The organism is Rhodococcus sp. P4_E4 (genome assembly GCF_056401575.1).
Map to the genome: position 1 here is coordinate 41,413 of NZ_JBFUJB010000009.1, position 23,465 is coordinate 64,877.

At 62.3% G+C, this 23,465-nt stretch carries 16 protein-coding genes and 1 pseudogene; 9 read left to right on the forward strand and 8 right to left on the reverse strand.

Translation table 11 applies throughout. The annotated features are described in order from the left end of the window. The first annotated feature begins 315 nt into the window (after positions 1-315). A complete protein-coding gene (locus AC1DVN_RS12540) occupies positions 316-768 on the forward strand; it encodes a hypothetical protein (RefSeq protein ID WP_070386205.1) in 453 nt (150 codons plus the stop codon). A 43-nt stretch (positions 769-811) separates the two neighbouring features. Continuing rightward, positions 812-1,258, forward strand: a complete 447-nt coding sequence (locus AC1DVN_RS12545; protein WP_477993846.1) for a DUF4333 domain-containing protein — start codon at positions 812-814, stop codon at positions 1,256-1,258. Positions 1,259-1,318: 60 nt separating this feature from the next. On the opposite strand, the gene AC1DVN_RS12550 is transcribed toward AC1DVN_RS12545, so the two are convergent. From AC1DVN_RS12550 to AC1DVN_RS12585, 8 genes and pseudogenes are all read right to left on the reverse strand, one after another. Then, positions 1,319-2,926, reverse strand: coding sequence for a GTPase domain-containing protein (locus AC1DVN_RS12550; protein WP_477993847.1), 1,608 nt, complete (start codon positions 2,924-2,926; stop codon positions 1,319-1,321). After that, positions 2,927-6,793, reverse strand: coding sequence for a GTPase (locus tag AC1DVN_RS12555; RefSeq protein WP_477993848.1), 3,867 nt, complete (start codon positions 6,791-6,793; stop codon positions 2,927-2,929). It abuts the gene before it with no gap. Positions 6,794-7,312: 519 nt separating this feature from the next. Further along, complete coding sequence (locus tag AC1DVN_RS12560; RefSeq protein ID WP_070386202.1) at positions 7,313-7,981, reverse strand: DUF8176 domain-containing protein; 669 nt, start codon at positions 7,979-7,981, stop codon at positions 7,313-7,315. 108 nt (positions 7,982-8,089) lie between these two features. Further along, positions 8,090-9,316 carry an insoluble domain protein gene (locus tag AC1DVN_RS12565; RefSeq protein ID WP_070386201.1) on the reverse strand — a complete coding sequence of 409 codons (1,227 nt, stop codon included), beginning with the start codon at positions 9,314-9,316 and terminating at the stop codon, positions 8,090-8,092. Positions 9,317-9,392: 76 nt separating this feature from the next. Then, complete coding sequence (locus tag AC1DVN_RS12570; protein WP_070386200.1) at positions 9,393-10,727, reverse strand: ParA family protein; 1,335 nt, start codon at positions 10,725-10,727, stop codon at positions 9,393-9,395. Then, positions 10,727-11,082 (reverse strand): annotated as a pseudogene (locus AC1DVN_RS12575) (hypothetical protein). The gene AC1DVN_RS12570 and the pseudogene AC1DVN_RS12575 overlap by 1 nt, the downstream one beginning before the upstream one ends. A 57-nt stretch (positions 11,083-11,139) precedes the next feature. Beyond that, on the reverse strand, positions 11,140-13,242 hold the full coding sequence (locus AC1DVN_RS12580) for an FtsK/SpoIIIE domain-containing protein (protein WP_070386199.1): 2,103 nt from the start codon (positions 13,240-13,242) through the stop codon (positions 11,140-11,142). 541 nt (positions 13,243-13,783) lie between these two features. Then, positions 13,784-14,020 carry a hypothetical protein gene (locus AC1DVN_RS12585; protein ID WP_141752431.1) on the reverse strand — a complete coding sequence of 79 codons (237 nt, stop codon included), beginning with the start codon at positions 14,018-14,020 and terminating at the stop codon, positions 13,784-13,786. A 482-nt stretch (positions 14,021-14,502) separates the two neighbouring features. Here AC1DVN_RS12585 and AC1DVN_RS12590 point away from each other — a divergent pair, with 482 nt between their 5' ends. Genes AC1DVN_RS12590 through AC1DVN_RS12620 form a run of 7 tightly spaced genes read left to right on the forward strand, consistent with a single transcriptional unit; the run spans position 14,503 to position 23,402 of the window. Then, entirely contained in the window at positions 14,503-14,829 is a 327-nt protein-coding gene (locus tag AC1DVN_RS12590; RefSeq protein WP_024487968.1) for a hypothetical protein, read from the forward strand. A 40-nt stretch (positions 14,830-14,869) separates the two neighbouring features. After that, on the forward strand, positions 14,870-15,268 hold the full coding sequence (locus tag AC1DVN_RS12595) for a hypothetical protein (RefSeq protein WP_019749729.1): 399 nt from the start codon (positions 14,870-14,872) through the stop codon (positions 15,266-15,268). Beyond that, a complete protein-coding gene (locus AC1DVN_RS12600; RefSeq protein ID WP_477993849.1) occupies positions 15,265-18,312 on the forward strand; it encodes an ATP-binding protein in 3,048 nt (1,015 codons plus the stop codon). The genes AC1DVN_RS12595 and AC1DVN_RS12600 overlap by 4 nt, the downstream gene beginning before the upstream one ends. Further along, the gene (locus tag AC1DVN_RS12605; RefSeq protein WP_477993850.1) at positions 18,309-20,414 is read left to right on the forward strand and encodes a hypothetical protein; all 2,106 of its coding nucleotides are present in this window, start codon (positions 18,309-18,311) and stop codon (positions 20,412-20,414) included. Before AC1DVN_RS12600 ends, AC1DVN_RS12605 begins: the two co-directional genes overlap by 4 nt. Further along, positions 20,414-21,247 carry a hypothetical protein gene (locus tag AC1DVN_RS12610; protein WP_064689686.1) on the forward strand — a complete coding sequence of 278 codons (834 nt, stop codon included), beginning with the start codon at positions 20,414-20,416 and terminating at the stop codon, positions 21,245-21,247. The genes AC1DVN_RS12605 and AC1DVN_RS12610 overlap by 1 nt, the downstream gene beginning before the upstream one ends. After that, positions 21,244-22,818, forward strand: a complete 1,575-nt coding sequence (locus tag AC1DVN_RS12615) for a peptidoglycan DD-metalloendopeptidase family protein (RefSeq protein ID WP_477993851.1) — start codon at positions 21,244-21,246, stop codon at positions 22,816-22,818. Before AC1DVN_RS12610 ends, AC1DVN_RS12615 begins: the two co-directional genes overlap by 4 nt. Next, on the forward strand, positions 22,815-23,402 hold the full coding sequence (locus tag AC1DVN_RS12620; RefSeq protein ID WP_070386196.1) for a hypothetical protein: 588 nt from the start codon (positions 22,815-22,817) through the stop codon (positions 23,400-23,402). The genes AC1DVN_RS12615 and AC1DVN_RS12620 overlap by 4 nt, the downstream gene beginning before the upstream one ends. The last annotated feature ends 63 nt before the right edge of the window (positions 23,403-23,465 follow it).

Consider the following 23,465-nt stretch of genomic DNA (forward strand, 5'->3'; position numbering starts at 1 on the left):
CTAAACACAAAATTCTCTGTGATCACGTTCGACAGGAACGTGCGCTCTACTGTTCGGGAGTGGCGAACCGTATATTCCCGAGTCATCCGTGAGCGGACTCCACACCATTGGGTTGCTCGACGCACATTGAAAGGAACTTCGTATCAATGTTGTCTCACAACTAATTCCGAATCGGGCACAGGCGGTACATTGCACGGGCGACAGATACCTCGGCGAGCTTTGTCAGACCAGTACCTTTATACACTCACAGCCTCAGACGAGTATCGCCCAGCACCCGAAATCTTGGATCATACACAGCGTTTAACATAGTCATCTGTGAAACTCATCCGTATTGCCTTCCCGCTTGCCATTGCCGCCGCCGTCGCCCTGACTGGATGCAGCGGCGACAAGGAGACCTCCCAACAGAAGTCGACCACAACATCGACCGCGGCTGCTACGACGACCGCACCTGCAGTCGCAGCCACGTCGACGACATCCCCCGCTGCCGCTGCCGCTCCCGCGCCCGCGATCAACAACGAGCCGTCGGCGGCCGACAGCGCCGCATTCGTCACCGCATTTCGCGCCCAGTTCCCCGAGTTCGCACTGGGCCGCAAAGATAACCCGATCAAGAACCTACTCGAAAACACCTGCCAAGAGATCAGCATCGACAAAGAACCTCACATCATCGTCTCCAACGTCGGCAAGCGAGCGGCATACCAGAGCATCAACCCCACTGCCGAACAGTCGCAGGCAATCTTCGACCTAGCGGCACGTCACTGCTCGAACTGACGCCACCACGTCAATGCTGGACGTTGCGCGATGCAGTGCCCTGATGCCAAATAGTTTGGAGAGGAAAGTTTTTCGGGCCCTCCCCAAACTATTTGGCTATTCGATTCAGCATTCGAGCAGTGCCGAATCGGCTCTCAGTAGTCTCATTCTGCAGGCTGATCCACGCGAAACTGATGCCGATACTGACACAGAAGCACCTGTCTGCGATTTGCAGCACCTGACCAACAGATGCTGTCGGCGGCGGCGCGGTCCAATTGCTTGCACAGCAGTTCGGCACTCGCCCCGTTGTTCCGCCGCCTTGGCGCGTCAGGCTCGGGGAACGATCTGCGCCAGCGGCAAGTCCGCCGCGAGGTTACTCGTGCACGCGGAATCGAAAAACTATGGCGCCAAAGATATTTCGTCGATCCACTGCCCTGCCCAGACATCGACCGCCGCAGGGACCACAGTGGACTGTTCGGTGACAATCCTCGGCACCCACCACACCGTGTAGATCAGGACAACATCGAGGGATAGCGCCAGCCCGTCCCATCGAGGGTCATCAGGCTTCTTTTCAGAGATTCAGAATCCCAACGACCTCCGCGATCGCAGCACGCAACTTCTCGACCGAATCATGCAGGGTGTCCGAAAGCGCTGCTTGTGCTGCCGTCTGATCGATTTCGTTGCGTGTCTTTGCAAGTATTTCCGCCCATGAATCAAGAGCTAGTGCGCTCACTTCCTCAGCCAGTTTGTTAGTTTGACTGTTGAGTGCTCGACGTTCTTGAACTGCCACGGCTTGTTGAGCTCGCAAACCATCGATCGCCTCGACAATCTCGACGGCGAGCGGCAGCAATTCGGAGGCTAAAGCTAACCCCTTGCCGAAAGTCCCGACGTTGTCGACCGCCTTCGCAGCGACAGCTCGCGCCTGACTCTTCTTCAGTGAACCGCCCGCTTGGCTCCTTTCGAACTCGCGGAGACCCTCGATAAGCAATGGCCCGAACTTGCTGACATACGGGGCTAGCGTTTCAATTCGTACCTCCGGTACCTCGTTGATGTCCACAGCGAGTGCTGTGAGTTCTTCCAAGTTCTTCCACGACGGCTCTTGTCGTTGCCGCTCATCGGTTCTCACCACATCCTGGAGCAGCCGATCAAGTTCTCGCTCATGCTTCCTGAACCAATCAGTGAGCGCCGACTGCAAGTCTTTTGCGACATTCGCGGAGTTGTGTTCCCCACCTGCAACCGCCAAACGGACAGCCTGGCCCAGTGTCCCCCGCAAATCGGCCCTCGCATCATGGTCGACGTCGTCGAGTGAACGCTTCCACTGCTCGCGGCGAGCGGACGCGATATCAGCCTGAACGAGCAGCGGTTCACACGCTGCAAGCTGGTCTTCCAGTTCGTCCACTGTGAGTAGGACAGCGTGCCGCCAATACCGCTGCTCAGTCGAAGCCCGAAGGGAAGCCACATCACCCGACGTGACATTCTTGATCGCCGCTCCGAAGCCGTCCATACCGTCCCACTCACGCGAGTCGTCCCACGTGTCTGCCTCAACATCTCTTGCTCCCCCAGCCATCTGAGCAAAGTCCTGCGATACGACATGTACTGGATACGCTGACGAGAGTTTCAGTGAATTCACCAATTCTGACGTTTTTCGTGCCGCCAGTTGTCGATATCCGTCAAGATCGCCGTCCGGGTCGACACCGGCTTCGTCGAATCGGGAGATGACAAACCACAGATTCTCCGGAGTCCACCCGTTTTCCACGATCTGCCGTAGAAACTCGTATTCACCGGTTGCCAATTGTGGTGTGACGGTGACGATCGCGATATCAGTTGTGCTGATGGCCTCGCGTGCAAGTTCGGTGTTCAGTTTGCCGCGGACGTCGTCCGCCCCGACTGCCAACCCTGGGGTATCACGTAGTAGCGCGCCGGCAAATTCAACACTGTTCACGCCAAATGTTTCATGCCGGGCGCTGATTGTCAGCCAATCCGGTACCGGCACATCATCATCGACCAGCAGCCGCCGGATCAACGAGCTTTTTCCCGTGTCGTACGAGCCGAATACCGTGATGACGGGCAGCTCTGTCGATGCGAACTGCTGCCAGCCCTTGAGGTAGTCGTCTGCGAGTGACCCTCCTGGCAAGTTGGCTAGCCATTCTTTGACCTTCAGGATGTCGATTTCGTTCACTCACGCTCTCCGTTCGTGTTGGCGCAAATTTTCAGTTCGGGCAAGCAACTGTTCGATCTCAGAATGTGTTGCCGTCAACGCGGCTCTCTCAGCGTCCGTTATCGTCTGCTCGGCCTCGAGGAGTTCGCCGTAATCAGCCAGTGAACGTGTGCATCCATGAAGGACCGGTATCAACCCGTCCTCTGCCGCCCCGTTCAATATCAATATGACGTGGTCGTCTGCCGCCTCCGCGATGTCTGCATCCCATTCCCGACGCTTTGACTCCCTGTTTTTCTGAGCAACTTCACCCTTGATCATCGCGGCCGCGTCCATTGCCACACCTACTGCAGCCAGGATCGGCGCAGCCTTGGCGACCTTACCCGCGGTTTTCACAGCCTCCCAGGGCTTGAAGTTGTGGCCGAGGCCCTTGCCGATTGCATAGATGACATCGCGGTTGCCCAGTGCCTTCGCGATTTTCGCGCCTCCCTTGGCTATGTCGGCCGCGAGCTCGGCTCCATCCAGTGCCGGCGGGAGCGCTCCGTCGACGCCGTCGTCGAGGCGTAACTCTGAGACAAAATCAACAGATGCCATCTCACGGCCAATAGTCGAGGCATGAGTTCGGAACCAGTCTTCAATCTCTGCCTGCGCCTTGATCCAGAATCGTTCGATATCGGAGTCGAGTTCACTGCTGGACTTCCACGAATTGATCGTGGCAGCAAGATTGTCGATCTCGTCCGGTCCTGCCGCTTGTATTTTCGCCCTGGCTGCATTCGCATGCGGAGCAACGATGCGACGCGCCCGCTCCCTCACCGACGCTTCCAAGAGTTCGGAATCCTGCACGCTGTTCTTGATCGACTGCTGTACCGAAGCGCGAGCCGTTGTTTCGGATTCGAGGTCGATGATCTTCTGTTCAATTCGACTGCGTTCGTTCAACATTGCATTCAATGCTGTATCAAGCTGAGCGCCGGCAACCCCCGCACGCCCCAACTTGGCCGAGAACGAATCGAGCATCCGAACAAGTGGAGCAACGCCATCCCAATCACGGTGGTGGGCATAGTCTGCGCGACTGACATCCACGCGCGCGCCTACTTCTCCGAACGGGTCACCGGAGAGCGTGTGCACATGAGTCGGATCGACCTCGATGCCACGCGAGGCCAACGCCGCAATGAGTTCCGATTCCTTACGGCGTTTCAGCAGCAGGAAGTCGTCGGGTGCAGCGGTGGGGTCTACGCCCAACTCGTCGGACCGATTGATCAGATAGATTGTTCGGCTGTTCTTGGCGATGGTATTTCGCGTCCCTTGGACGATGTCCTGAAGCAGGGCCATATCCCCGATAAGGAGGTTGACGTGCAGCACGACAAGAATCAGCGAGGCGTCGCCGGCCGACGCAAGAGCTTGTGCGTCGTGGTCATGATTACCGCTCTGGAACCCGGGAGTATCGAGTAGTTGCACATGTCCGAGGTTGTAGCGCTGAACCGAACTTGTTGTCGCGCTACCTCTCACGTGTAGATTCTCAGGCACTTTACCGCTCATCTCCACGAGAAGACGTTTGATCAAGCTCGATTTGCCGGAACTGTAGTCTCCGAGCACCACAACTGTCGGTTTTGTGACCATCTGCGCCGACGTAGGTTTGACAACCTGAGCATCAGGGCGGGCAGCGGCTTCGATCTCCCGAATCAACTCGGCAACAGAGTCATTCGACGGTATGCGCCAGGCATGCGTCAATGCCTGAACTAGATCCGCGCGATCAGTATTCTCCTGCTCGACGAACACAGGCAGACGCGAGGCTTCCGACGGAATCTCGTCGACGTTTCCGCTGTCGTATTCGAACCAATCCTCACCTAACCAGACCTTGCGACCACACGCTGATCTTTCGACGTCAGGGCCTTCAGAACCGTTGTCCTGCAGCATGAGTGCCAACCGATCAGCAAGAACACGATCTTGCGCGCGCGTCATCACCGTTTGAACGCCTACCGTTACGGGCAAGGACGCCGATACTTCACGAAGATTCACAAGCAACTCTCTCGTAGCGGCCTTGCCGCTACGGAAAGACAGCGATTCCGTGAGTAACTCCGTCAAAATTGGTTTAGCCACCTGCCAGGACAGGACGCGGCCCTGGACCAGCAAGCTTTGCTCGATTCGATCATAAGTTTGATGAACTGCGGCTAAAGATTCACTGATTGCCTTTGATTTGGCTGCTGCGCCCTGCTTTTCAGTACTGGCTGCGATACGATCTCCGGCAAAACGGCTGACAAAGGACACTGCCCCGAGACTGACGGATGCGGTTATGCCCGCCCACCCCCCAGGGTTCCAAAAATTGGCCGCAGCGGGTAGGAGTAGGGCGCCCGAAGCGGCGCTGGCGAACATGCCGGCAGCTTGCATCGACCGTGCAAGATTCGACGTCAGCGCACCCCCTGTGCCATCCAGGTTCGCCGAGTCGGTTGAAGTCCCGGTGATATCGGGCGCCTCATCGGTCCTGGCCAGTTGCAGTTCCCGCAAGAGGAACGAAGTCTTGGACTTCCACATGCTCTCCACCGCGGCCTGAATGGCAGACATTGTGAAGACTGCCTCTTGAAAGGTTCCCTGGCCGATCTGTTTGTCGTCGTCGAAAACAGCTTCCACAAGTTTTTTGGCCCTCGTGATGGAGTCCTCACGCAGTCCAGACAGATGAAAGGTGATCAGACGATTCATCTGCCGATCCAGCGAACCTTCGGTGCTTGCTGTGAACGGCCGACCCCGCGCCTCTTCCAGAGCAGAAAGCAGGTCCGGGCTGTCGCCGCCGAGATATCGTGTGCGTTCGTCACCGTCGACGTACCCCAACACATCCAGAAGCTGCGCGATCCGACGTTCTGCAGCATCGATCCGCGGATCGATCGACTGCCCTAGTTGATCGAGTGCAGTGGCTTTTGCGTCGAGCATCCCGCGCAACCCCTCCCGCAAGGACGTCCGCCGAAGGTCGGACCCTCCTTCAACTATCGACGCAACGAGCAACTCTTCGAGTACAGCGAAGTTGGACCAACGCGACAAATACTCGGTGCCAAATTTTTCGCGATCCGACAGGAAGTTGGCTTCCGCAGGGCCCTTGAACGGGGTACTCGCACGAGCGAATAGGGCGCGTCGACTCTGGATAGCAACGACCGGCGTACTTGGAAGGTCGATCTTGGACAATTCAGTCCGGATGTTGTCGACATGTTCACCGACCCCGCGAGACAATGATTGTCGTGCAACATGACTGGCCACTTTATCCGGGTGACGCCACCGCAGATTACGCACATTCAGAACGGCCACTGCCGGTTTTCCGTATGCACGCACCCATTGAGCTACTTTCGTGAACTCTGATGCCTGCTGGCTCTGGCTGTCGAAGCACAGCAGAACTACATCGGCAATTTCAACAGCTCGCCGTGCAGTTTCCTCGAGGTCAACCCGCGTCTGAGTACGACCCCAGCCGTTGATTCCCGGCGTATCCCAGAGTCGACATCCATGCCAAGCGATTTCCGTGACATCTGTGGTCCAATCGCTTTCACCAGGCGATACGTAACCACCGTCAAGCCCACCGAACGCAGAAAGCAACGTACTCTTGCCCGCACCTGTTCTGCCGAAGAACGCGACATTGAACGTCGACAGAGCCTTGCGCTGCTCGGTGAGGTGATTTCGAAGGCTACTTGCGAAACCGTCAGCCAGTTCAGCAAGCTCAACCGTCAGCCCTGCACCAACCGAAGCGGCCAAAGCAGGATCAGACGCTGCGGCAAACTGACTGATAAGCGAGTCAGCCAATGAATCGAGACTATCCAACTCTCGCTCTCCACTACGCACGGCCTGCTCGACGGCACGCTGCAACGCCAGTCCAGTCTCTGCCATATTCGCCTTTCTCAGGCCGCGCTGCTGCACCACAGAAGGCGGGGATTTGAATCGCCGGTCGATTCATGACGACATTTTCGACGATTGTTCCAACCATCGATACTTCCACTCAAATTTCGATAGATGACTGAAGATTACATGGCCCTATTCCCCCTGAAAACCGAAGCCGAGGGTTCTGATCTGCACTGGTCCCGCACTTCACCGAACAACAACTTTCGAAAGCTCTTTCGCGTTATCCACCCTTTCCTGGTTAGGTTCAGCCGACGTGGAAGGATAGGTAGAAGTGCCCTACTCGAATAGAGAGTTTCCAGTCGAGAGGCACGTCGGCAGCGAAATTGATGTCGGCCTGGTCGGGCGATCGTCGGCAGAATCGGTGACCATCGTTCCGCTTGGTAGAGGCGGGCACCCCGGCGACTGCACTCGTGTCACCATGCGGTGCGGCAGTAACGCCAACGGCGGCGACCGCGACAGTTACGGCGCGGCGGGTTCGGTTGACAGAGCATTCGTTGGGAATTCATCTCTCTCGAAGAATGCCGTCGCTGTCGTGGGTCAGCTGATGCTGTCAACGAACCAGCGGCCGTCGATGTCCTTGGTTGTTATCGTCTGCGAGAACTGACCCGGCGCATCGTCAGGTCGTATTTCGGTGAGAGCGACGGAGTAGATACCGGTCGAGATCGGTGTGATGCGCACGCAGTGGGTGGTGCCTGTTGGGACGGTGTCGATTCCGGCTTGGATCTTCTCCTTCGCTGACAGGGAGGTGTCGGGGGTGGTGAGTTCACGGACGGCTGTTCCGGAGCGGGTGACGTAGTAGGCGTGTTCGAAGGCCGTGATGACTCCGGGGCCGCTTTTCTGGTCGCCGGGGTCGGTGCGGCATGCGGTCGGGTCGGTTTCAGTCGGCGGTGCCGTAGCGAGAACGGGTGGGGTGACGTCGAGGGTGGGCGCCGTTTCCGACGTGTCTGTCTCGTCGGCGATTCTTTCCTGTGCGCTCTCGTCATTGCTGGAGAGGAGACGCAGGACGAACCAACCGAGCAGCGCGACCACCGCGATAAATGCGGCGACGTAACGCAGGCGAGGCGATCGAAAATCCCTCTTGAACGGCAACTTCGGCGGCCTCGGAGGCATGGGGGGAGAAACGGTTCTAGTCGTGCCGGCACTTGCGGGCATGGGCGCGCCACCGAGCAGGTCGATCACTGCGGGGTGCCTTGTCGTGTTCGTCATCGCTGTCGTCCTTTCGGTGCTCGCGCCTGGTTCTGCAGTGGCGCATAGACAAGTTCAGGGCGGGCGGCGCGTTGCCGCCCGCCCTGAACGGCTCTGATCATGCGAGCTTTACGCCGGAATACCCGCTCCGACTGCGTCGCTGATCAGCGAGGACGCCAGGCCCGGGGTCGCGTTGGTGAAGAATTCCGCGAGTGCGGTGTCGACGTGTTCGATGATCTGCTCGCCTCCGGGCTGGGCTGCGACGAAGTCGCGTGCCTGCCGGTCGATCGTGGGGGCAGCAGCGACGGTGTCGCGGACAGTGGTGGCCACGGCCTCACCGATCGGCCCGGAGCTCTCCCAGTCGGTGAGCGTGTCCTGGGTCTGGCTGGTAACGGCGGGTTGGTCCACGTCGGGGACCTCGATTTCGACGGGTTCGCCGAGTTCACCTGCGCCGTACGCGACGGCGGCGGTGAATCCTGCGATTCCTCCACCCAGACCGCCGAGAACGAATGCGGGCGCGCCGGCGAGGAGGGCACCCGTACCGGCGCCGACGGCGGTTCCGGCGAGACCACCCGCTATCCAGCCGATTCCGGGGACGAAGACGTTGCCCAGTCCGAGGCCGATGTTTCCGCCGACGGTCCCGCCGATCAGCGCTCCTCCGATGGCGAACGGGGTCGCGAGGCCGATTCCTCCGGCGAGTGCTCCGGCGGCGGCACCGCCGACTTGGGTGGCGGCGTCGCGGCTGGCTTTGTCGATTGGGACGCCGAAGGAGTTCCAGCCGGTGGCGACTCCGGATTCGATGATGGCGGTGGTGTTGTTGGTCCGTTCGAGGTCGACGTCGGAGACCCAGTTCGGTTGTGCGATGTGGAAGGTTCCGATGCGGAGGGTGTCGCGGGGGGCGATGATCGGTGCGACGACGTCGACGGGGCCGGGGAGATGGAGCTGGGTGTAGTCGGTCGGGGTGGTGTCGTTGTAGGTGGGTGGTGTGTAGGTGTTGGTGTCGTAGTCCCAGTTCGGTAGCGGCTGGTAGTCGATGTTCTGGTATTGCGCGGGTGGGTCGACCCAGTAGATGGGCTCTGTGGGGGCTGGAGGTTCTGTGGCCGGCGGCGGGGTGGGTTCGGTGGTCACGCCGGACTGTCCGCCGCCGTCGTTGATGCCTGCTTGTCCTCCTCCGTCGGTGATGCCGGCTTGCCCGGGCGCTGCGATTACCGGTGGTGCGAGGGCGATTCCGGCGGCCGTTGCTGCGGCAGCGACGACTGCAATGATGCTTTGGCGGGCGAGGGTGCGGCGGCGGTGTCGGCCAAGCCGGTGTGCGCGGCGGGCGGCTCGGTTGGCGGCGGTGGTGTCGATGCTCATGTGATGCCTTTCGTTCAGGAGGGTGCGGATGGGTGCCGGCGGGGGTCTGGTGTGCGGAATCCGGCTGATAAATGAATCAGTCAGCGGCGTGGGCGATGAGATCGATGACGGTCGAGGCAACGACGGTCAGGGATTCGGTGGTGCTGCGCCGGAGCTTCGAGGGCGAGATGCGCTCGCCGGAGGCGAAGAGTGGTTCGAACGGCATCCGGGCGACCGAATGGACTCCGGCGTCGAGAAAGGCGTCGACAGCGTCGATTTCGACCATCGGTGCGTCTCCGGGTCCGTCGGTGATGACGACGATGGTGCGAGCCATCATCGCCGGGCATGCGGTGGCGGTGAGGTCGAGGAGCATGCGGTGCGCGGCTGCGGCGGCGTCGCGGCGGAGCGGGACGGGCACGAGGAGGACGTCCGCGTGGGTTGTTGCCCAGTGCCAGCTGCCGGCGAGGCGGTTGTTGCCGGTGTCGGCGATGAGGATCTCGCGGTGTTGGGACAAGATCTGCGCCGCGGCGTGGGTGTCGTCGTAGCCGAGACTGGATCCGTGGGCGCCGTTGTTGCCGGCGAGGATGTCGTCCCCGCTTGGTTGGCGGGTGAGGTACTGCGAGAGCGCCGAGGGTCGGATGCTGCCTGGCGCGGCTGCGCCTGCGGCGATCAGTGAGCGCACGTCGTGTCCGCCGCGGGGTGGGGTGCTGACGCGGTCGGCGAGGCTGCCGCTGACGTCGGCGACGTCGACGCAGACTGTGGTTGCGGCTCCGCGGTGTTCGGCGATGATCGCGTTGAGCCCTACCGCGAGTGGGGTTTTGCCGACGCCGCCTTTCGGGTTGGCGATGGTCACGATCGAGAACCCCGGGAGGGGGCCGGTGATGGATGCGATGGCGGCGCGGTGGCGCATTTCGGCGGACTCGGGTTTCGGAGCAATTCGGAGGTTGAGGATGGTGTTGAGTCGGCCGCGTAGTCCGGTGCGGGCGGGTTGGTGCGAGCCGGCCGCGATCTCGGGTGCTGCGAGCACGGATGTGGAGGTCGGTGTGCGCGCCGCGGGGACTGGCCGGGCATGGGTGTCGGTTCCCATGGGTGGCGGCGAGTCGCCGAGGGGTGTAATCGCCATCGTGACCGGTTCGTCGACATGATGATCCGGCCGCGTCTGTGGTGTGTCGGCGGGTGCGGGGATGGGTCCGGTGGGCAGCGATTGCGCCACCTTCCCGTCCGGTGCGACGGTGAGTTGGCGGGAGCGGCCCGCTTCCTGCACGGTGACCTCGACGGGTGAGCCTGCGTCGGCGGAGTGTTGTCGGCTGAACTGTGCGATTACCGCGTGGATCGACTGCCCGTTTTCGGCGGACAGTTCCACCTTCTCGTCCCCTGCCCCGCTCACGAGTGCGGTTCGCTCGGAGGTGATTTCGATGGCAAGGGTCGACATCACGCGGTGGTTCCGGTGAAGGCTCCGACGCCGGAGAGTTCGGTGTCCATTTCGAGGACGATGGTGTCGGCCTTGTCGAGGGCGGCCAGGGCGTCGTCGCGGGCTTTGCCGTCGGGGAGTACTTCGATGATCTGGCGGCGGGTGGCGACGGCTTTTTTGATTTCGTCGAGTCGCGGAGCGGTCAGTTCCTGGTCTTCGCTGAGTTTCGGTAGCCATGTGGGGTGGCGTTTTTGAGGACGCGGCGTAGTTCGGTGATGACGGGGTCGCCGCCGCCTTTGGGTGCTGCGAAGGGGTTGCGCAGCACGGTGATGTCGTCGGCGGTGGGGGTGATCGATTGGGAGATGCGGCGGCTCATGGGTGGACCTTTCGGGTGAGGGTTGTGCAGGTGTGTCAGCGAAGTCGGGTCGCCGTGTCAGGGCGCGGGTGCGGTGGTGTCGGGTTCGGGGAGCAGGACGACTTCGTGTGGTCCGTAGGTGATGTGGTTCTTGACCCGTCCGGTGCCGTTGAAGGTCAGGGTGGTTTCGGTGACGGCGCCGCTGTCTTCGTCGCGTATGACGGTGACCGCGGCAACGGTGGCCGGGTGTTCGTTGCCGCGGCCGTCGTCGACGAGGACGGTCATTCCTTCGGTGACCGCGGCGGCGGGTATCGCGTCAGCGAAGTCATCCCCTGCGTCGGCGGCAGGTGTGTCGTCGTGGTGGCCGAGGACGGTGGGCTCGGGAGCTCGGCCGTAGGCGCGGGCAGCGACGGCGACAGAGCGCTCGGATTCGATGAAGTGGCGCAGTTCGGTCGAGTAGAACGCGATGTGCGGTTCCTGCTGGGGCCGTAGCCCGTCGATGATCTTCTTCTCCGAGGTCGAGAGCTGGTTCCATTTGTTGGGGTGCGGGTCGACGTTCGGTGTCCACCACATCTGCGCATCGACGGGCACGCCGTCGTTGCCGAGGGCGACTCCGCGGCCGGGGACGGAGGTGTCGATCTCGCGGCCGATCTGCGAGTCGCCCCACAGCATCATCGCGCCGTCCTGCGAGAGGTTGCCGAGGGAGATGCGGGTGCCGAAGTTGTCGCGCGCGTTGCCCGAGGCGCCGCCGAAGAGGGACGCGTCGGGTCGTTGCACACCGAGCAGGAGCCGGATACCGGCCGAGCGTGCGAGGACGGCGAGGTCTGCCCACGCGCCCAGTGGGTCGAGTTCTTTGAGGAGATCGCGGGTTTCGTCGTCGCCGGTTTTGGCGAGGCGCTGCCATTTGCCGGAGAGGATGAAGAACTCGTCGAGCACGGCGATCAGGAGAGGAAGTTGGGACGGCTCGATCTTCTTCACGTGAACGTAGTGGTTGCGGGCCATCATTTCGCTGTGCAGGGCACGCACGAGCATCGCGGAGCGGACGGCGTCGTAGACGATAGCGGCGCACCCGGGGTAGCCCTCGAGTCCGTCGAGTTCGATCATTTTCGGGTCGACGCCCAGGAACGGGATTCCTCGTCGCGATGCTTCGGTGAGCAGGGTGCGGATCACCGATGTCTTGCCACCGCCCGTGGGTCCGACGATCAGGCAGTGAGGTTTGTTCGACTTGGTGGAGATGTCCCAGAACATGTTCACCTCCGATGCTGCCGTCGCGTAGGGCAGGTGGCGCAGGTTCTCGTCGACGAGTTCGAGAGGGTGATCGACGCGGGTCGGTAGTGGGGCGCGCAGGCTCATCAGGAGGTAGCCCTCGGAGGGAAACCAGTCGGTGGCCCAGGTGCGGCCGGATTCGTGCTCGCCGGCGAGGGCGGCGAGGGCTTCGTCGACTTTCTTTTGGAATCCGCGTGCTCCGCTGGAGAGGGTGGGTGTGAAGGTGATCTTGAAGGCGGTTTCGACGTCGCCGTCGAGCGAGGCGACGCTCACGGCAGGCTCTTTCAGCGGTCCGTCTTTGAGGGAGTTCGCCAGTGCCTTGTGCCGCGGTGATCGGAGGTCGGGTTGAGTCAGCGTGCGGGTGATGCGGATTCGGTCGCGGTGGGCGTCGTGGATGACGGTGTAGGTCCATGTGCTGGCGTGCTGGCTCGCGGAAGCTCGTACTGCGGTGGTGAATTCGTCGAGCTCTTTCGGACGGATGATGGCGCCGCGGGCAAGGGTGATGGTGGCGCTGCGCAGGGTGGTGATGCCCGGCGGGTATCCGATGGTGATTTTGACCGGGGTGTGGCGGGTGCTTTGCCGGATTTGGGCGTCGAGTCCGGCGCGGTGACGGTGGGTGAGGAACCGTGCGATATCGCAGGCGAGCAGGCCGAGAGTGAGAGCGGCGAGCGGCCACCGATACTCGTGGACTGCGGAGACTGCGCTGTCGAGCTGTGGGTTCGAGAATTGTTCGGTGAGTTCGAGGAGTTGCGGCGCGAGAAACGCGAGTGTTGTTGCGATGACGGCGAAAGGCGCCCATGCCGTGTACGGGCGGATGGCGGACTCCCCCGCCTGGTTTGTTCGCGCGTGGGGTTTGTCGGAGCCGAAGAGGTCGACGAGAAAGTCTTTGAGCGGGTCCTGCTGGCTTCTGCTCACCGTCTACTCCTCTCGCTCGAATCCAGTCCCGAGGCGGTCATCGCCGGGGCGTGTGGGGTGCACTGTCACAGAGCGTGGGAAGCGATCTCAACCCGCCTGTGGATAACTTGTTTCGCGGGTGCATGGCTGGAGCGCGCATCACATGCCCGAGCGGTGATACCGGGGCGCGATAGACACCCATCGCCTCTACCCGCGGCTGGTTCTGTTTGTGGCGCTGCGCATCACCGGCCGAAGACCGCGCGACGGCATGGCTGATACACCGCGTGAGGACTCGTTCGACCCCCTACGGCACGGGCCCGATGACGATGTACATCTCGGGTGGTTTGTGTCTTCCTACGTCACTGTTCGCGGACCCCTGCAGGGCTCTCGAACGCCTCGCTTCGCGGGGTACGGAACCCGGTGCTCGAACAGCCGAGAGCGGTGTGGACGACACCGTGGCAGGCGTCGCGCCAGGATGATCCGGGGATACTCCGTACAGGACTCTGACCAGCAGTTGATCGAAATATGTTGGCGTGAAGCAATTTTGAGAAGTACACTCCCCCTAGGCCCGAAGGGCCGGGGGAGTGACCCCGAAGGGGAAGAGTGAATCGGGCCCCTGAATTCCACCTCCGTCCGTGACCCTGCGCGCACCCTCGATGCGGGACTGTTCGAGCACGGGGTGCGCAGCCTGCTGCGTGTGCGTGCTGAACACGCCACGCATGCAGAGCATGCACACCACGCAGGTGGTGGCGGGGAACTGTTCTTCGAACTTCAGACCGTGGCCACGGCGCGGGTGCATTGAGCAAGTTCCAGCAGGGGCGACTCGCACAGCTGGCGGACACGTTCCGAAAATGGTTCTGTGCCAGGTTCTTCAGGCGGGCGATGCCCACGAAGCGCAGCGAGGGAGACACGTGTCGATCTCTATGGTCTGTGGCGGGTCCGTCGACGATGCCCATTCACAGTTGTCTGCCGCTCCACTGAAGGAACGCTCCCGTCGAGATATGGGAAGTCCCCGCGGACACCCGCAACGAAGACCACGGCGTAGACACGCACGCCCCACACTCCAGATAGTTTCCCTAGATCGAGATCCCCGACGGGCGAATCGCGACACCTGAGCACACTCCCCACGACGACACGCACCAATGCTGATCGACAAGCGCGCCAAACTGCGGGGTCGAAAGTTATCCACAGGTTGCATTGAAATTCCTGCCACCACTCTTCTACGTTTCCGCGCAACCACATTCGTGGGGTCTGGTTTCACCGCTGTGTTGGAGAGTGCTCATGTTTTCTCTTGCTTCCACCGTGATCGACGTGTCGATCCCGGCGACGCATCCACCGCTCGCCGCAGATGCTGTGACCTTCGCGCAGTCGACGGACGTCAATACCGGTGGTCTGCGCGCGTGGATCAAGGACAACATCGTCTTCACCATCCTCATCGCCCTCGCGTGTGTGGTTCTCGTCGGTGGGCTCAAGGGCAATTTGTCGCGGGTCTTCACCGTCGGTGGACTCGGGTTGTTCGGGCTTGCCTACCTCGGTATCGCGACATCGGAATCGGCGGCCACGGGGATCGGCAATTGGCTTCTCGGGCTCGTCGGTATCTCGACCTAACGCTGATGCCTGCGCAGAGACCATTCGAAGGGGATGCTCGGTGATCGACAACGACGACCTGATGTACCGCGTGGACCGGCACTACCTCGGTCCGACCGGTTATCCACTGCCCGTGCGGATCCGCTACACGGCCGGCATCGTCGGCGTGGTTGCTTTCGTGGTGGTGTTCGTGATCGGTCGCGGAATTCTGCACGTCCCGCTCGGGTTCAAATCACTGATGGTGATGGCCGTGATCACGGTGTGGCTTACGACCCGGATAGCGAAGTTCGTCACCCCGGACCGCCCACTGCGGTCGGTTCTCAAGGCCGCCCTCAACGACCTCGTTGCGCCGCGCCCACCGAAGCGCGGTGCACCCGTGTTCATCTCGCTACCCGAGCGGTTGACTACAGGAGAACGTGCCGTCGTACCTGTTCGCCTCGACGGTGAGGATCACCGATGACCGTTCCCGAGAACGACATTGCGGCTCTGTTCGATCCGAAGCTCGACGACCCGGTTCCGGTCATTCCTCCCGGCGCGCTCCCTCCGTCGTGGGCGGCAGTGCAGTCACATGCTCCGCAACCGGTGCGGGCGTGGTCCGAAGCCGAACCCGCACACGCTCCGGATGGTTCTGAATACGACCACAGCGAGGACGACACCGACGGCCTCACCTCCCTTGCATCCGATCCGGACCACGTCGCGGACAAAGCGCTGGGCCGTCGGCGTCGCCGCACAGGAAAGAAACGGGCAAAGTCGGCAACAGATCGGGACAAGGCCGCAGCGACGAAACGTGCAGACCGCGAACGAAAAGCGGTACGCCTGAAACTGACCGGCACCTCAGCGAACATCACCCGCACCGCGACCACCTCCACCGCATGGTTCGTCCAACGCCAGGGGCCGTGGAATTTCCGCACCACCGGAAAGCAGCGCCGCTTCATCCAGGACGAAGCGATCATCCTGACCAACCTCCAGAAGGCCGGCGTCAACAAGGTGCATCGCCGCCTCGTGCGCACCCCGTTCCCCGTCGCACAGTGGGCAGTCGATCACGACAAGTGGGCAACCCCGATTCCCGATGTTCCCGGCGCACTGTCATGGGCGGACTACCTGCGCGGGCAGCAGCATGCGATGTTGTGGTCCAACGCGACGATCAAAGGCCGCTACTGGGGTATCGAACTGCCGCAACGCTCCTCACTCGGCCAGGGGTTGGACTGGACCGCCCGGATGCTGCGCCACCTCGCTCACTGGCCGCTGCTGGGCAGGGTCTGCACCGAGGTGAACAGCTGGGCCGACGACGCCTTCGAACGCGAGCAGAAGGCCCTTGCCGACCACCTCGCAACACTCGAACGAATCATGTCCGGCCGCGGAGTGAAAGCAACACCGGCCACACCGGCGGCGATCGACTACTTGCTGCGCCGATCAGCGACCATCGGTCTGCCACTGGAATCTGGCGGTGCGATCGCCGGAGCCGGAGACTGGGAAGAAACCGACGTCGCCGCCCTCGAAGACCTCACCGACCTCTCCCTCACCCCAGGCGACGGGTACACCACCGTCTCCGGCGTCGTCGACGGCCGCAAGTACACCGGCGTGGTGATCGTGCTGACGATCGGCCGCATGGCTCCCCTACCGATTCCGGAACGAATGCTGCCGTGGCAGATCATCGGCGATCCGTCCGGTGAACCTCTCGAATGGTCCGATCGCATCGAGCTACACGACAAAGCGAAAACAATCCGCACCATGCGCTCGCTGACCGGCAAGATCGAATCGCAGTTCGACCACTACACCGTCGAACACGATCAGGTCCCGCCGAAAGAGTTGGCGGAGCAGCACGCCCGCGCACAGGACGTGATCTCCGACGTCGAAGAAGACCATTCCGGACTCTCGACTCGAACCACCGGGTGGTACCGCCTCGCGGTGGTCGGCACCGACCCCGACGATGCGCGGCAGAAAGTCTCCGATCTGCAGGAGATGTACTCCCCTCACATCGCGCTCGAACAAGAGCACGGCCAATACCAGTTGCTGCGCGAGTTCTTACCCGGTGAGCCGCAAGCCAACATCGCCAACAAACGACACATGGACGTCGAAGCAGTCGCCGCCGGGATGGCGACCGTCAGTGACCGGATCGGTGACCGCCGCGGTGTCGTCCTTGGCGAGACCGGATCCATCTCGCCGCGCCCGGTGATCTGGGACCTGTTCGCCGCGCACGAGATCAAGCACAAGTCCGGGCTGACACCGATCGTCGCCGTACCCGGTTCGGGTAAGACATTCCTGGCCGGCATGATCGTCTACCAAGCCGTCAGAGCCGGCGCGTACGGCGTCGTCCTCGACCCCTCCGGTCCGCTCGCAGCGTTGGCCGGACTACCGGAGTTTCGCGACATCGCCCGCGTCTACGCCCTCACCGGTCGCGATTCACGCGCTGGCGCCTTGAACCCGTACCGCGTGATCACCGATCCACGTCGCGACGATCCCGAGTACGACGCCCACAACGTCGAGTACGCCCGGGATGCAGATCCGTTCGCGGCGGCGCAGTCGAAGTTCGATGCGGATATGCGTGCAGCCGCCGCCGAGCGTGTCGAAGTCGCCGTCTCGGTGCTCAAGATGATGCTCACCGAACGGCATCTGCATCTCGAACACACCGAACCCGTGCTGCACATGGCCGCGAACATGGTAGGCGGCGACAGCAACCACAACCTCCGAGAAGTGTTGGCCGCGATCCAATCCATCGGAGTGAGCGATCCGGACCAAGCCGTCAAAACCTGCGCGAACGGGCTGTACCAGCAGCTCAGTTTGATGTCGGAACTGACCGAAGCGCGTGTGCTATTCCCGGAAGCGGGCACGATCGGCAGTGGAGCGGATGCATTCGACGCCGACATCCGACTGACGATCCTGACAATGCCGGGCCTGCAGCTACCGCCCGAAGGCACGCCGTCCTCGCAGTGGACACCACAGCAACGGATGACGGCGCCATTGATGCACATGGCCGCGTGGCTGGCGAACAGACTCGTCTACGAAAAGCCTCGCCACGTGCGCAAGGTGCTCTTCCTCGACGAGAACAAATATCTCGAATCCACCGGTGCCGGCCGCACCCTCAACCTTCGAATTGCGCGCGACTCACGAAAATTCAAGGTCCGCGCCCTGGTCTGCTCGCAGCTTCCGGATGATTTCCTCGGATTGGACGGCAGCGACGACAAGACCGCCCTGACCTACGAGGTGTTCGTCGGTGACGTCGGCGGTGATCCGCATGCAATCGAAGGTGCTCTGAAACTGCTCAAACTTCCCACCGGGAAAGGGTTCGAGCAGTTCCTCGCTGAACTGGGCAGCGGCGGCGAGGACACTCTCGACGAGGACACCGACACCTCCTATCAGGACGAAGCGCGGCGCTGGATGATCCGGATGGCCGACGACGTGGAGCTGGTGCGTTCGAGCTGGATTCACTACGTGCATCTCGCGCATGTGTTCGCGGCGCTGAATTCCTCGTCGGCGAAGAACGCGCTCGGCGGCGCCGCATGAATACCCGCGGAGGGCTCAGAGCGCCCTCGGCAGAGCTGGATGAGGCAATCCCTCACCGATCGCGCGTTCGGGCGCTGACCGTCAATCTGGCGCGGGTTCTCGCTGTTCTAGCGTTGGCGCTGGTGCCCCTGGTCGCCCCGGGTGGGCCGATCGCATCTGCCGGCGGATTCGACTGCAAAGACGTCCCCTCCCCCGAGTTCCCGAACTCGGTCATGGCTGCCGAGTTCGATTCCTCGAGCAAAGACCGCGAACCAAAACAGGGCGGCACCGGCTACGAAACCTACGGATGGGCCGGATTGCGCTGGTACACCTACGACCTCGGCTGCGGCAACGACCTGGTCCGCGCACCCGACGCAGTCGCGGACACCACCCTAGGCAACACATTCCTCGCAATCGGCAAGGGGTTCGCAGCTGCCGCGTTCTGGCTCGACGACCAGACAAAGACCGGGCCAGCTGCAGAAGAGGCCGGGATCGCCCCGGCCATGGTGCAGTTCGATCAGATCGTCGCCTCGATCTCCAACGGAATGCTCGGCGTCTACGGAACGTGGCTGGGTGTGGCATTGATGGTGGCCGCGACGATCATCATCTGGAACGCCCTCAAATCAAACGCCGCGGCCGTGACCCGCACCGTCGCGATCGCCGGCGCTGCAATGGCCATCGGAGCACTGTTCGTCGGCGCACCGCAAAAAGCCATCCAGGCCGCCGACGACACCTTTGGCTCGATCATCACCGACACACAAGGTCAGATGCTGTCCGTGTCCGGAAACACCGGAGACCCCCGCAATGTGCTGATCGACAAGATCTTCCTCGACGACTGGCGCAAAGGATGGTTCGGCACGAACTTCAACGACCAGGAACTGCAACTCGGACCGAAGCTCCGCGATACCCTCGCGTTTTCGTACGCGGAGCAGCGAGAAGTGGCCGGCGACAACGAAGCCGCGAGCAAGCTTGCCGAAGAGAAAGCAGCCAAGTTCGACGACGAGATCATCGATAAACTCGACGGATTGAACCTCTCGTACGGCCAGTTCCAGGGCAAGGACTCCGGACGCACCGGCACAGGGTTCATGGCGATGATCAAACTCGCCATGCCTTCCATCCTTTGGATCGGCGCATCCATACTCAAACTCACTGCGCTACTGGCTATTCGACTCGCAATTCTCTTCGCACCGATCTGGGTTCCGATCGCCGCCGCACACGGCGGCACCCTCTCTCGCGTGTGCCGCATGATCGCCACCGCCTACATGTGGGGCGTGGCTGGCGCGGTCATCATCGCGCTGTATCTGATGGCGCTGGTCAAGCTGTACGACACCGACAACGGTCTCGTCGACGGTACGTGGCGGCTGTGGTTCATGGTCATCTTGACTGCGGTGTGCTGGTTCATCATGCGTCCGTTCAAGCGGATGACTCAGACCTTCACCCAGAACCAGGCGGGCGCACTCAATCGCAAGGCTCGTCACGCGCAGACGTCGATGAAGCAGAAGTTCTTCAAGGCCGGGAGCGCCGTCGTGGGCGGTCCCGCGGCGTCGATGGTCGAGGAAGGTGTCGGGGCGCTTCGGAAGGCGACCAATCGCGGTGGTGACCTCGACAAGGATTCGGTGACACCAGTGCGTCCAGAAGGACGTGAGTTGAATCAGCGACGTCGCCACGAGGTCGACAAGTCGCGCGTCGATGCGCGTAAGACGATGGATCGTCAACAGCGTCTGACGGATTCACGCAAAAACGATGTGCGCCGCCGAAGCCTGGCCGGTACCGCGAAGAGTTCTACGGGCCTCAAGCGGCCCGTCGCCGATCAGCCGCAAACCGCAGGTACCGCCGCCAATCGAGGCCAGGCACTCGCTCGCCAGTTGGTCGGAACCGAAGTCGGTTCGCCGCGCGGCTCTTCGTCGGTGAGTGAGACATGGGACGGAGGCCCGCGGTCGAGTATCGCGCCGATGAAGGTGTTCACACCGACCTCGCGGGATGTCTCCACCGGGTCGACGACACCCCGTTCGGGTGCGACGCGCTCGAACGCGTCGACGCCTCCGCGGTCCACCGCCCGACTGTGGACACCGTCGTTGACCTCCGCAGGTACTTCGCCCGATTCGACCGACAGGTTCAGCTGATGCCCTCCAGCGCAGCCAATCCCGTACTCGCACCGATCCGACGGTGGGTGCTGTACTCGCGCACCAACCTGACGATCACGATCGTCTCTGCGTTCGGTGTGCTGTTCGTGGCGGGAGCAGTGTTCGGCCAATCCCCGACCCCGTCGAACACTGCCTCGAAGATCCCAGCCTCCACCGCATCAACGACAGGAGCAGCGTCCGCGACCCCGGGTGATCTGAGCTACGAGTTGATCGAAGTGACCGAATCCTCCATTGCCGGCAAGTCGATCGCTTCGGTAGCCGAGAGCGCACCGGCGACAGCGATGGCCTACGCGCACGTCTACATCGATCAGTCACTCTCGAACAGCGAATGGAAGACCAAGCTGGGCGTGCACACCGCAGAAGCGCCCGGAGTGACGGTGGTCAATGCCCGCCCGCTCGTACCGGTCGCGATCACCGGCCCGACGCGCAGTGAGATCGTGGCCGGCACCGGCGGTGAGAGCGCCGTGCAGGTCATCGTCCCGACACAGGCGGGGAATCTGCGGATCACGCTCAAAGTGTCGGGCACCGACAAGGGTTCGACATGGCAGGTCCAGAATCCATTGCCCACCCTGGACCGCAGCGAGATCGACAAGCTAGGCGCACCTTCCCTCGCGAGCGCACCGACCTCGGAAGCTCCCACAACCACCACGGCTCCGAAGTCGACGACCTCGCCGAGCGCTACCTCGACCACGACGCCGACCGCGACCACCTCGGTCGCTGTTCCCTCGGCGGACCTCGAACCGGCACCTGTTCCTGTTCCCGGCCCCATCCCGATTCCCGACCTCGACACACCGCTCCCAGGAACGCTGTGAGTCGCCGCTGTGAGGCGGTGGCCCTGATCTTCACCGCTGCCACCGCTGCGATCCTGGGGCTGTCCGGATGCACCCAGCAGCCGGTGATCCCCCACAACCGTTGCGGCGGAAACTCGTCGAGCGAGGGGGACGACAAAGCCACCTCGGCGCCCGGCAACACCGAACTGAAAGCATCGGGGCCGATCACCCAGCCAACCAAGGACGGAACGACGACGTTCACGTCCCCGTTCGGGCCTCGCTGGGGAACCGAACACAAAGGCGTCGACTTCGCTGGCCCCGTCGGGACACCGATCTACGCGGCACTCGACGGCGTCGCGGTCAAGGCCGGGCCCGCATCCGGGTTCGGGAACTGGATCGTGCTCGACTCGCTCGTCAACGGCAAACCTGTGAGCACCGTCTACGGCCACATGTTCGACGACGGTGTCCTCGTCACGGAAGGCCAGCAGGTCAAGGCCGGCGACCACATCGCGAACATCGGAAACAACGGCCAATCCACCGGCGCACACTTGCATTTCGAATACTGGGACGGGGGACGACTGCAGGGCGGAACCGCCGTCGATCCGATGACCAAGCTCGGCGGAGTGCCCTCCCCCGCCGGCGAAGCGGGCAGTGATTCTCCTGCCATCGAGCTGGCCGCCTCGTCATCGTCGATCGACTGCGGCGGCTTCGGCGTGGCAGGTGGTGGCGATCTCAAAGCCGGTTCCGTTCCTCTGGAAATGGAGCCGTGGTTCCGCAAAGCCGGATCGATCTGCCCCCAGATCAAGCCCTCGCTGCTGGCGGCAGACGCGAAAGCCGAATCCGGCCTGGTCCGTGGACTGACCTCCGGCAGCGGAGCGCAAGGTATCACGCAGTTCATGCCTAGAACATTTGGTTCTTACGGCCAGGACGACGACGGCAACGGCAAGATCTCGATCTGGGACGACGGGGATGCGATCATGGCTCAAGGCCGATACTTCTGCGCCATCGCGGCCCAGGTCGACGGATGGATCGCCGATGGATCAGTCAAAGGGGATCCCAAATCGCTCTACATCGCTTCCTACAACGCGGGCGAAGGCGCGGTGAAGAATGCCGGCGGAATGCCCAGCGGCGGCGACTACACCACCCAGACACAGCCCTACGTCGCGAAAGTCCTTGCATACGAAGCAGAGTTCGCGTCCCCCGGCGGTAGCGGCGAACTCGTGGTCTCGCCCGGTTCGGCGTCCGGATCGCAGGTCGTCGAAGCTGCCCGCCAATTCCTCGGCACCCCGTACGTCTGGGGCGGCGGCAACATCAACGGCACGACCGGCGGTGGATTCGACTGCTCCGGACTGACCAGCTACGCCATCTACAAGGGCAGCGGAAACAAGATCACCCTGCCCCGGACGTCCGAACAGCAGTGGAACGTCGGAGTCGAGATCCCGATCGACCAAGCACAAGCCGGGGATCTGGTGTTCGGTTCGTGGGCCGGAACAGGTCCTGGCCACGTCGGCATCGCGATCGGCGGAGGCCAGATGATCCACGCCCCCACCACCGGGGACGTCGTCAAACAAGCTCCACTGCAGAGCGATATGAAAGCCAGGAGGGTTCTGTGAGCAACGCACGCAAGCTGGTTCTGCTCGCCGTCGCTGTCCTCCTCGTCGGCGGGCTGGTGTACTTCCTCTCCGGTCGGGGCAACGAGACGGAAACCGAGACAGCCGAACAGATCGCCCCAGCACCGGCGCCGCTGACCATTTCGACTTCGCCGGCTCCGACAACAATCGACGTCACCGCGGATCCGGATACGGAGGTGGCTGAAAATATCGCTCGCCAGGCACTTTCCGTCGCCTTTACCTGGTACCCGGCAACGGACCGTAGCCCCACCGACGGATACATGCGCGCCCAGGAATGGTTCACCGACCCCCTGGCACAGACCCTGCTCGTCGACACGCACACCGAACGAGGGCCAGGAGCGCAATGGAACCAATGGGCCTCCGACAACGCCAAAGTCGTCGCCGACGTGACCCTGGGATGCTCCGGCTGCCCACCCGACACCGACGCCCTCATCCAGCGAGTCGCCAGCATCCACCAAACCGCAATCACCGAAAACGAAACCAACACTGTCACACCCGATACCACGGTCTGGGCGACCCTCACCAAAGGTGGTGACCAATGGCGACTCGACACCATCCACTACTGACCACCAATCCCCACCGTGACTGCACGACAAAGGATTCGCGCCGATCGACTAGGTTCGTAACCA